This is a genomic window from Acinetobacter sp. YH16032 (genome assembly GCF_013417345.1).
GTDB lineage: Bacteria > Pseudomonadota > Gammaproteobacteria > Pseudomonadales > Moraxellaceae > Acinetobacter.
On the sequence record NZ_VPEE01000116.1, the window covers coordinates 1 to 2099 of the forward strand.

2 protein-coding genes are annotated in these 2099 nt (G+C 34.4%); one reads left to right on the forward strand and one right to left on the reverse strand.

Going from position 1 to position 2099, the window contains the following annotated elements:
- Positions 1-740 precede the first annotated feature (740 nt).
- Complete coding sequence (locus tag FTV32_RS16685) at positions 741-1676, forward strand: protein rep (protein ID WP_179997572.1); 936 nt, start codon at positions 741-743, stop codon at positions 1674-1676.
- 143 nt (positions 1677-1819) lie between these two features.
- Here the strand turns inward: FTV32_RS16685 and FTV32_RS17370 are convergent.
- A partial coding sequence (locus tag FTV32_RS17370) for a hypothetical protein (RefSeq protein ID WP_218947436.1) occupies positions 1820-2099 on the reverse strand: 280 nt, incomplete at its 5' end.

The following is a 2099-nucleotide window of genomic DNA, read 5'->3' on the forward strand; positions in this document are numbered from 1 at the left end:
AAAATCTTCACTAAACACGGTTTTATATAATAACATAGCGATTTTAAATAGTTGCAAGATGTGTTTTTGTGACACAAAAACTTCTTGCCACCAAGGTGGGGGAGGGGGCGGAACTTCCGAAAAAAAACATTATATTTGTGAGTCGATGAGGAGGTAAAGAGCTCTGCAGAGGTGCAACTCTTGAGCGCCGAAATTCGAAAACGAAACAAGAAGTCTAGAGATAACTCTGGGCTTTTTTTTTGTCTTTTCATCAGAAAAAAAGAACTTGTTTTGTTCTAAAAACGCTAAAAAACCTACCTACTTTTTTCAAAGAAAAAAGGCTTTAAAATCTAACTTTTCTATTTGTCGGTAAAAAGCCCCTAAGTCCTTTGTTTTCAAGGGTTTTACCTCATAGCCTTGATACATTAGCATAACTGCTTGGGAAATCTATTTTTCAAGTGGGTTTTTTTCCAATTTTTCAGAATGAAAAATCTAAAATTTAGCGAAGCGTAAAAAATTTTCAAGGGACGAAATAGGAATGCAATGTAACGCAGTGAAATTGTCATGACGTTTTAGCCCCTTGCTCCTAAAATGAGAGATAAAAAACAGCAATTGCTGTAAAAAAATAATGCTTGAGTAAAAACCCAAGCATTTATTTTTTGTATCTTTGATTCGATAAAAGACAAAGATGTATAATTCTTGCTTTGGAATCCGACCTCTTCAGCAAGACTAAAACGCGATATTGTATCGTCTCATTTTCTATGGGTAAAGATAATAAAAAAAGCCTTACACAAGGACAGAAACAACAAAAATACAAAGCCATAACAGACCACTTTGCAATTAATTTAGCAATGTGGAATCCCAGCTCTCCTCTAAAAAAGAGCTATGATAATACTTATCATTGCAATCGTGTTAAACATTATAACGGCGAAAAAATGACTTCAACTTACTGCAAAAATCGTTGGTGCTATACTTGTAATCGTATACGTAGTGCTATTAATATAAAACAATATGCTACTCAAATTAATGATTTTGGACAGCCGTTTTTTGTTACTCTTACAAGACCTACTTGTTCCATTGAAGAACTCCAAAGCCAAATAGAAGAAATGGAAAAAAGCTGGAGAATGCTCTATAATTCAAGCAAAGACAAGAGAGGGGATGCCTTTAAGAGTGGTGTTTTTTTAAAAGGAATTAGGACAATGGAATGTACTATTAGACCGAATGGACAATATCACTACCATATGCATATGATTGTTGATGGGTGGGCGAATGCTGAGTGGATTGTAAAAGAATGGTTAAAACGGAATCCTCAATCTAATCCAAATGCTCAAGATATCAGGCCTGCTAATGCAGGAGCTTTATCGGAGTTATTTAAGTACGCTATTAAAATGACTGTTGATTTGTCTAAATCAGATAATTTTAAACGATTAGACGCACTTTTTTGTATTTTAAAAGGGAAACGTACTCTTGCTACTTTTGGAGGAATTAAAGCTATAAAAGAGCCGACAGACGAAGATTTTCAAGTACAAGGACAATTTGAAGAAGAACTTTATTTGCGTCTAGGAAACGAAGAAAGTTTATGGATTTGGCAAAAAGATGCATTCGATTGGGTTAACCAAGCAACAGGGGAAATGTTGATCGGCGAAGAACTAGAACCGGAAATTCTCCGATTGTGTCAGAAAAAAGTACGGGAGTGATTTTTTTAGCTGCGCTAAAACATTTAGGTTTTTTAGCGTTTTCAGAACAAAACAAGATTTGTTTTTTATCTCTCGAAGAGCCTACGACCAAATTTTAGAGGTACGATTAAAAATTGGTCTAGTAGGTTATACCAATGATAAAATCATATGAAATCGGAGGGGTAAAATATCCTTTGATATTTTGATATTTTGATATTTTTATACTCTGGTCTTTTGATATTTTGCACTTTTAGTCCTATGATATTTCGCATTACCAATGGAGAAAAGAATTTTCTCCATTGGTAATGCGAGAAAATAAAATCTTCACTAAACACGGTTTTATATAATAACATAGCGATTTTAAATAGTTGCAAGATGTGTTTTTGTGACACAAAAACTTCTTGCCACCAAGGTGGGGGAGGGGGCGGAACTTCCGAAAAAAAA

Coding starts and splice junctions, on each gene's coding strand:
- FTV32_RS16685 (WP_179997572.1), top strand. CDS start 741: ATGGGTAAAGATAATAAAAAAAGCCTTACACAAGGACAGAAACAACAA.